The sequence below is a fragment of the Anaerobranca gottschalkii DSM 13577 genome, from assembly GCF_900111575.1.
Taxonomy (GTDB): domain Bacteria; phylum Bacillota; class Proteinivoracia; order Proteinivoracales; family Proteinivoracaceae; genus Anaerobranca; species Anaerobranca gottschalkii.
Genome location: NZ_FOIF01000070.1, coordinates 1 through 8,200 on the forward strand (window position 1 = coordinate 1; position 8,200 = coordinate 8,200).

General features: G+C 28.7%; 7 protein-coding genes and 1 pseudogene. All 8 read right to left on the minus strand.

The genetic code is table 11. The features are described from left to right. Positions 1–264 precede the first annotated feature (264 nt). Positions 265–2,232, minus strand: a complete 1,968-nt coding sequence (locus tag BMX60_RS10855) for a BglG family transcription antiterminator (RefSeq protein ID WP_091351467.1) — start codon at positions 2,230–2,232, stop codon at positions 265–267. Positions 2,233–2,386: 154 nt separating this feature from the next. Beyond that, positions 2,387–3,280, minus strand: coding sequence for a mannose-6-phosphate isomerase, class I (manA, locus tag BMX60_RS10860; RefSeq protein ID WP_091351468.1), 894 nt, complete (start codon positions 3,278–3,280; stop codon positions 2,387–2,389). Between the two features lie 244 nt (positions 3,281–3,524). After that, positions 3,525–4,583 carry an SIS domain-containing protein gene (locus tag BMX60_RS10865; RefSeq protein WP_242945766.1) on the minus strand — a complete coding sequence of 353 codons (1,059 nt, stop codon included), beginning with the start codon at positions 4,581–4,583 and terminating at the stop codon, positions 3,525–3,527. Between the two features lie 161 nt (positions 4,584–4,744). Next, positions 4,745–5,053, minus strand: a complete 309-nt coding sequence (locus BMX60_RS10870; protein ID WP_091351470.1) for a PTS fructose transporter subunit IIB — start codon at positions 5,051–5,053, stop codon at positions 4,745–4,747. A gap of 87 nt (positions 5,054–5,140) precedes the next feature. Next, positions 5,141–6,214, minus strand: coding sequence for a PTS fructose transporter subunit IIC (locus tag BMX60_RS10875; RefSeq protein ID WP_207648444.1), 1,074 nt, complete (start codon positions 6,212–6,214; stop codon positions 5,141–5,143). Positions 6,215–6,545: 331 nt separating this feature from the next. Beyond that, positions 6,546–6,995, minus strand: coding sequence for a PTS sugar transporter subunit IIA (locus BMX60_RS10880; RefSeq protein ID WP_091351471.1), 450 nt, complete (start codon positions 6,993–6,995; stop codon positions 6,546–6,548). Positions 6,996–7,179: 184 nt separating this feature from the next. Beyond that, positions 7,180–7,392, minus strand: a complete 213-nt coding sequence (locus BMX60_RS10885; protein ID WP_091351472.1) for a hypothetical protein — start codon at positions 7,390–7,392, stop codon at positions 7,180–7,182. 263 nt (positions 7,393–7,655) lie between these two features. Beyond that, positions 7,656–8,195 (minus strand): annotated as a pseudogene (locus BMX60_RS12350) (IS91 family transposase). Positions 8,196–8,200 lie beyond the last annotated feature (5 nt).

Here is an 8,200-nt window from a genome sequence, read left to right on the forward strand (position 1 = left end):
TAGTGCTGGGCTTCGCCCAGGAGTTTATCGCTTAAATTCTCCCAAGGATAGATATAATAAAGATAGAGGGTATATCCTCTATCCTCGGCAGAACCTTACTAAGCGCTCAGGTTACTCTCCAGTATTGCCTTACCCTCTTAGTAAGTAAGAGCCATGAATATTATACCCAAGTAAAGGGAAAATATTTTAAGTAAGCTTTAATTCTCCTAGTTGATCAAGTAAATAAAAAATCCAATTACACTAAATTATTTATACTCCCTTTTACTATCTCTCTAATAATTCTAGTGCCTGCTTTGCACTTTTAGGACATTTTTCTAACATTGAAAAAAACTCATCTTCTTCCAATAATTCACTTAAGTTTTTAAATATCCTTTTCCCTCTATTTATCTCTTCTTCAGTAAGACAAATTATTAATATATATTTAACATCTTCTTCATTCCATCTAACATATTTATCTAAAACTGTTAGTCCAATGCAAGACTTTTTTACTTCTTTAGGTAGTCCATGAGGTATAACTAGACCTTTTCCTATTTCTGTGGAAGAAATTTTTTCTCTTTGTATTAACGTATTTACAAAATCTTTTGTTATATAGTCTCTTTTCTCTAATTTCACACACATATCTCTCAATATTTCTTCTTTTTTTTGAAGGTTATTAACATTAAAAAATACTTCTTTATCGAGAGATTTTTGGTTATCACCTTTATTATAATATTCCTCAATAAATTTCATTAATAATTTAATATCCTTATAACTTAAAATAGGACTTATTAAAATATTAGGTTTTGTAGTTCTTACAGGTACTGTAGAAATGATTAAATCAATATCAGACAATTCTTTATCTTGTATAATAGTGGAAGAACAAATGCCTACTAATTCTAATTCTGGAAAACTCTTCTTTAATCTTTCATATAAAAACTGAGATGTTCCTATTCCTGTATGGCATACTACCATTACTTTTATTTTCTTACTATTTCTTTCTACTGCTGCTCCTATATGCATAGCAATATATCCTATTTCAGACTCTGGAATATTCAGTCCTAAATACTTCTCAAATACTACACTAGTCATCCATGAAACTCCATAAATTTGAGGATAATTTTTCTTTATATCATTTAGTATAGGATTTTTTATAGTTAATCCATATTTAAGTCTATTTATAGTAGGTTTAAGATGAATGACTAGTCCACTTAAAAAACGTTCATCTTCTGTTAAATTTATATTAAGAGCATTACTTACTATCTTCGCAATTTCTTTTGCCATTTCTACTGGCAAACCTAAATCCCCTAGCTCTTTAAAGTCAGAATGAAAATTTAATAAATTATCCCTATACATCTTACTACCTAATATATGTAATGTAATATAACCAATTTCTGTTTCTGGAATTATCATATTAAATTCTTCTTCTAATTTTTTAACCATTTTTTTAGCAAACTTAAATTCATTAGTTTTTACTATATTATTAAAAATATTATCTGGCATAAATATATCATAACCTTCTTTAATTCTTCTTATAGTTATAGCTATGTGTATTAATAAATTAATAAAAGCACCTTCAGGGAATTTAAAATTGAGTTCCTTTTCTACTTCATCTAAAGTCTTTTCTAAAAAGTTATAATTTATATCTACTATTTGCTTTAATTGAAATAAAGTGTTAGAATCTATTCTACCTTTATATGTTTCATATAAAAATTCTTTACCTTTATGAAAATTTAGCTCATCCAATTCTGACATATAGTGAGACATAACTTTTCGATAATCCTTTTCTTTTCCAGCGATTCTTATAATCCCTCTATCTTTTATCAGGTAAAGATTTTGTTTTTGTAACAATTTTTCTATATTATCTAAATCATTATAAATAGTATTTTTTGATACAAATAACTCCTCTGATAAGGTATTAACTGTAACTTGATTTTTTGATAAAAACAATTTTTTTATAATATACTTTTTTCTCTGCTCAGGCGAAAAAAAACTATTACAATCTAATAAATTTAAATCCTCTCTTATTTTTCTAGAAAGTAATTGGATATTTCTTTCTGTGCCGTCTATTTTAACCCCTACTCCTGGTTTTCTAACGAGATATATACCTTCTAATTCTACAATTCTCTCTAATTTATCTAAATCGCTTCTAATAGTTCTATTTGATACATTTAAAATTTTAGATAACTGATCAACTCTCTTATAATCCCTTGAGTTTAATAAAATTTCTAACATTTTTTTTAACCTTACATTCATATTTCCCCTCCAATATTATTTATTCAATTTTTCTCAAACTTAATATCTTCTCAATTTTTATTAAATCCTTAATTTTATAGCTCAAGTTATTAAAAACACCTAAAATATATCATATTTAGTAATTATAATTGTTAGTGAACTTTTTTATGGCAAACTAATAATGAGAAATAATTAATTGCAATTTACCATTAATTATAAATTCTTTACATTGATTAAGGACTATAAAATGATCTCCTTTTGTAATTTTTCTTTCATCATTAATTGTGCCTTTTCCTTTTATTACACTAACTAATAAAAAAGGTTTATCGTTAGGTATTTTAGTAGTACCATCAACATCAAATTTTACAACAGAAAAATGTGTATCATTTACTAAGTCTTGTATATTAACATTAGGTAAAAATTTTTTATTTATTTGTTTTATAGGTTGTTCAATCGATGGAACTTTTATTACATCAATGCTTTCTTCAATATGTAACTTCCTAGGTTTCCCCTTTTCTAGTCTTTCATAATCATATAATCTATAAGTTATATCGCTTGACTGTTGAATCTCCAATAAACATATGTTTTTTCCAATCCCATGAACGGTACCAGCTGGAATAAAGTAAAAGTCATCTGGTTTTACTTTAACTTTCTTTAGTAATTTATTCCAATGTCCCTTTTTAATCATTTCTCTTAGTTCATCTTTGCTTTTTGCGTTGTGCCCTAAAATTAACTCAGAGTTTTTATCACAATCAAGAATATACCAACATTCTGTTTTCCCAAACTTTTCATTAGTATGTTTTTTTGCATAATCATCATCTGGGTGTACTTGAATGCTTAAATCTAAATTTGTTGTTATTTCTTTAACTAGTAATGGAAATTTATCTTGTTCAATATTACCAAATAGATGTCTTTCATTTGCCCACAACCAACTTAATGTTTTATCTTTGTATTTTCCTTCCCTTATTTTACAATCTCCATTAGGATGTGCACTAATTACCCAATCTTCAAATCCCCAAATTTTATTATGCCTTACATTATTTAGAAATATAAACTGTTCACTATACATTTTCTCCCCATCCTCTTATAACTCATATAATTTATTATATAACTAAAAGATTATTAAGGATTTCAATCCTCTGCAATACAATATCCATACTAATCAAAGTTTGAGCTTTAATCTGCCTTATTTATAAAATTTATATACCTTTATTTAATACTACCATAGATTTTTACATAATTATTCTATTTTTTTGCCACCATAATTTAAATAATTTTATAATAAAACCCCTTTTTACTAAAAAGGGGTAAGTTTATTTCCTAATAGCCATATGACATTGAAAATCTGGATATCTTACCTTAGATAAATCAAAATTTAAATCTTCTGCTCTATTATAACATAGTATTTGGAATGGAACTATATATTGTAAAGGAGAAAAATCTTCATATTCAGTAAAATTAAAACTGAAACTCCTCCTATCACCAATATTTTCCCCATTTCTTATAACATATACATAATCAGTAAGATTTTTAGTATACTTATATAGTTTTTCCATTTTTTTATGATATTTACCTTCACCTAATAAGTAAAATATATAACTCCTATCCCCTAAAGCCATATTAGGTCCATGAAGATACTCTTCTAACTCATAAGATGATGACATAAAATAGTTAGTTTCAATCAACTTTATACTAGCCTCCAGCGCAGTACCATAATTAGGACCTACTCCAATCACTGTTGTATTATCCATCTCTAAAAACTCATTCTTATTTAATGTATACCAATCTATAGCTTTATCTATTAACTTATCATAAGTATCAGTAATACGTAAAAGTTCTTGAATATATTCATCGTATTTATCCTTACTTATCTTTTGTTCTGATAATCCTACCTCTAATGCTATTAATAATAATGTTAATATTGTTGAAGTATAACCTTTAGTCTTAAATTCTGAGTTTTCATCACCACAAGCTAATATTAAAGTTTTATCAGCAACTTCTGCTAAATATGCATCTTTATAAGCAGTTATAGCCAACGTATGTGCACCTTTTCCCCTAGCTTTTATTAGTGCATTTACAGTTTCAGTACTAGAGCCAGTTTGTGAGATTCCAATAATTAAAGAGTTATTACTGAACACTTGCTCGTAACAATTAAAACTATAAGGAAAATGTATTTTTACCTCAATCCCTAAAATTTTTTGTAAAAAGTGTTTAGAAGCCATTATCGCATTATAAGAAGACCCAGATCCTACTACTATAATACTATCAACTTTAACTTCTTTAAATTGATTTACTACTAATTCAAAAAATTTCTTTCTATTTTCTATAATGTTTTTTAATACTTTTCCTTGCTGTTTAATATAAATATACATATCAGACACTTAATCACCTTCTTATAATTAATATCTAGAATTTTTCTCTGATAGCTTTTATATCTTTATAGTAATATCTAGAAAAACTAGTTATAATACAGATTTATCTACAATTGTTTGGTTTGGAATACTTTTCACTTACTTTCTATTTTATAAAACATTTACTTCAATTTTTCTTCAATCACATCTAATATCTTCCCAGTTTTTTTAATTAAATCTCCAATCGATACTTTAACTATCGGAATACCTTTAAATCTATCTAAACCTTTGATAGCGGTTTCATTAGTAATTATTACAACTTTAGCCCCCTCAAGATCTTCATAAGTTATTTCATTTTCTATACCTATTGAACCTTGGGTTTCCACTTTAATTTCATATCCTCTAGCTTTTGCTTCCTTCTCTAAAGCTTTCGCTGCCATATAAGTATGAGCTATTCCTGTTGGACATGATGTTACACCTAAAATCTTCATCCTCAAAACCTCCTAATTTAAATAATCAACCCGCTATAATAACTATAGCGGTTTGATTATTTATTTACATTTTATTATAAATTATATTTAGTTTATTTCTATAACAATATTATCATTTACTTCTAATTCATTTTTAGTATCCTCAGAAACTTCCTTTTTAAGTGCATTTACCATAAATGCTGTTACAAGAGTTCCTACTATTATTGATATTATAAACATTACTTTATTTTCTACAACAGGTAAAACTATTGGCCCCCCATGTGGAGCGTAATCAGCTACTTTACCTATAGCAGCAATAGCCGCTCCCACAGACGAACCTACCATAATCGATGGTATAACTCTAAGTGGATCTCCTGCTGCAAAAGGTATTGCTCCCTCAGTAATACCAATAAGTCCCATAACTATAGCACTTTTTCCAGCTTTTTGCTCAGTCTTAGTATATTTGTTCGGTTGCATTATAGATGCTAATCCCATTCCTAAAGGAGGAACACAAATAGCTACTGCTACTGGACCCATGATAGTTGCTATCCCTTCTCCTATCATAGCTACCGCAAACATAAATGCAACTTTGTTTACAGGTCCTCCCATGTCAAAAGCAATCATTGCACCCATAACTATTGCTAGTAACACAGCATTTCCTGTCTCCATATTTTTTAATCCATTGGTCATAGTAGTCATTAACGATTCTATAGGTGCTCCTATTAAAAACATTACTGCCCCAACAATTAAAGATGTTATTACTGGTATAATCAGTATCGGCATAACTGTTTTTAAACTAATTGGAACTTTCCAAGATTTAACCCATTTTGCAATATAACCGGCTACTAAACCAGCAACTATACCACCTAAAAAACCTGCTCCTATCGAATTTGCTATTACACCACCAACCATACCAGGTGCAATACCAGGACGATCTGCTATACTAAAGGCTATAAAACCCGCCAAAACTGGTACCATAATACTAAACGCTGCTACGCCTATTTCAAACATTCTTTGTAAAATAGGATTAGTTATATTAGCTCCTGTTCCAGCTTCTACCCCACTAAGTGCAATAGATAAAGCAATCAATACTCCTCCTATAACCACTATTGGTATCATATAAGAAACTCCTGTCATAAGATGAGACCTAACATTTTTCAATTCTTCTTTCCATGGATTCAAAACAATCCCTCCCTTATAATATTTTTCAAAATTGTTAGGTATACATATTACTTACACAATAATCCCTCCTCATCTTTATTTATAAAAACTTTCTTCAAACTTTCAATGTAATGTCACAGCCTTCTTGACTCTGTTATAATTGGTATCAATAATTAGTTGCATAACACTATCATTCTTTATATACATAGAAATAATAATATAAGTCTTAAAAATCTTATATATATAAAATATCCATATAGCTACATATAGCTAAGCGAAATAAAATTATATTAAAAATAATGTTATTATTCTTTAAAAAAATTATAATATAAAAGCTTATCTATATTGAATTCTATCCAAAAACACTTTGTAATATATTATTTATTTTTTCTTTGTCATTTGTAATTAGTAAACTATTTCTAAAATCATCATTTATTAATTTTTTGGACAAATTAGCCAATATCTTCAAGTGCTCATTTGAACCGACTGATTCAGGAACAGCAATCATAAATATAAGATTTACTAAATCATCTTCATCATTTCCCCATTTAACATACTCTTTTGTCTTGATAAAAGCTATAGTTGGTACCTTAACAGCGTCAGTCTTTCCATGAGGTATACCTACACCATGTCCTACTGCTGTTGATCCTAGGCTCTCTCTTTTTAAAACTTCCTTTACAAATGTTCCTAAATCCGAAAGTCTACCATTTTTCTTTATTAAATTTGCCATCATAATTATTATCTCTTTTTTATCCGTTAACTCTGATTCTGTTATAATTAAATCTTCATTAATTAAATCCATATTTACACCTCCATCATTAGTTTTATATTACCATACATTTTCACATGAATTTTCTATATTCATTGCCACAATAATGCGGCAACTTTATAATTTTAAAAATAATTAACTAAATCTATAAATATAAAAAAAGCGCCATTCGGCGCGCTTAAGTTCATTTATATTTTATAGTGTTCTCCATGAAGTCCTATATAGTCTTTGGGAACATTTCTGCTCCACAACTCTCACAGCTAAATCTAGGCGGTATTGATGTATCTCCATCATCCATCATATCAAAGTATTCCACTACTTCCTTGGGAACTTTTTCTACAATCTTGCACCCCAAACAAACATACTCTATAAAATTCTTTAAGCTCACTTTTTGTGGACTCTTTTTCTTTTTACCTTTTTTCTTGCTCATCAATTCATCCCCTTTATTCTAATTTTAGACACACTACCCCCTTGGTTTTATGACACATACTCTTTCAAAAGTTTCTCCCCTTCTCTTTTGTAAGCTTCCCACATCTTTTCTTGCATTATCTCTAACATACTGCCATATTTTTTATACAATATCCTCTAATATCATTTCTTTACCACATTTTGTGCATATTAATGGATCATAGCCAAATGACTTTTGTATACTTTTTCTCCAATTTATCCGCTTGTATATAGTTTGTCGATATTTTACCAAACAGACATTACTTTCTTCGCTTTAGCTTTTCGGTTGCGGGAATATACCCCGTAATATCTTACCATTTTAAATTGTTTATCCGGTATATGCCTTACTAGTTTCCCTATAAATTCTAAAACTGGTAATACTTCCTCAATCCTCTTACCATCTTCATGACTTTCATACCAAAATCTCACTACTTCACCATCATAACTTTCTATCCTACTTTCTGCAATTGCCGGACGAAATACGTATCTTCCTATATATTTCGCTATCCCTTTTGCATTCTTCATCCGATTTTTTGCATGTACATAAAACCCTTTGTCTTTTTACCTGTAAAGGGTTTTGACTAGTATTATTCTTTTATTTTTTGGCATAGCCTCTTTTAATGACTTTAACAAAAGGTGTTGCCATCTTTTCCTCAGCATTTCGTAGTGGAAATATTTTATTGGTTGCCAATGATTATCTTTTCTTATTGCTCCCTCTGTTACTAATACATGTACATAGGGGTTCCATTTAAGATCTCTTCCAAAGGTATGTATTACACATACGATTCCTG

What these genes read in the sequence shown, in the direction of transcription:
- BMX60_RS10855 (WP_091351467.1), bottom strand. Translation starts at nt 2,232, where the DNA reads ATGAATGTAAGGTTAAAAAAAATGTTAGAAATTTTATTAAACTCAAGG.
- manA (WP_091351468.1), bottom strand. Translation starts at nt 3,280, where the DNA reads ATGTATAGTGAACAGTTTATATTTCTAAATAATGTAAGGCATAATAAA.
- BMX60_RS10865 (WP_242945766.1), bottom strand. Translation starts at nt 4,583, where the DNA reads ATGTATATTTATATTAAACAGCAAGGAAAAGTATTAAAAAACATTATA.
- BMX60_RS10870 (WP_091351470.1), bottom strand. Translation starts at nt 5,053, where the DNA reads ATGAAGATTTTAGGTGTAACATCATGTCCAACAGGAATAGCTCATACT.
- BMX60_RS10880 (WP_091351471.1), bottom strand. Translation starts at nt 6,995, where the DNA reads ATGGATTTAATTAATGAAGATTTAATTATAACAGAATCAGAGTTAACG.
- BMX60_RS10885 (WP_091351472.1), bottom strand. Translation starts at nt 7,392, where the DNA reads ATGAGCAAGAAAAAAGGTAAAAAGAAAAAGAGTCCACAAAAAGTGAGC.